The sequence below is a fragment of the Streptomyces shenzhenensis genome, from assembly GCF_021462265.1.
Taxonomy (GTDB): domain Bacteria; phylum Actinomycetota; class Actinomycetes; order Streptomycetales; family Streptomycetaceae; genus Streptomyces; species Streptomyces shenzhenensis.
Map to the genome: position 1 here is coordinate 1 of NZ_JAJONF010000210.1, position 405 is coordinate 405.

The window sequence follows — 405 nt, forward strand, 5'->3', positions numbered from 1 at the left end:
TTCCGTGAGTGGGCTGTGCTGACGCCTGGGGCGGTGGCGTTGCGTTCGGGTGAGCGTTCGTTGACCTATGCGGAGGTGGATGCGTGTTCGGATGCGTGGGCGCGTGGGCTGGTGGCGCGTGGGGTGGGTCGGGAGTCGCGGGTGGGTCTGTGTCTGCCGCGTGGGACCGACATGGTGGTGGCGATCCTGGCGGTGTGGAAGGCCGGTGGGGCGTACGTCCCGCTGGATCCGGAGTACCCCTCTGACCGGCTGGCGTACATGGTCCACGACAGCACGGCGGAGTTCGTGCTGGTCTCGGACGAGACGGCCGGCCGGCTGCCGGAGGACATCGCCGTCGTCCGTCTCGCTGAACTGGACCGCGTATCCGGCGAGTTGCCGGAGATCGCGGCCGGTCAGCTGGCTTAC

The 405-nt window shown here is 69.1% G+C and carries 1 protein-coding gene; it reads left to right on the forward strand.

The window, feature by feature from the left end; translation table 11 throughout:
• Positions 1-405 (forward strand): AMP-binding protein (locus LQ326_RS47505; protein ID WP_268208478.1); only part of this gene is annotated, 405 nt, incomplete at both ends.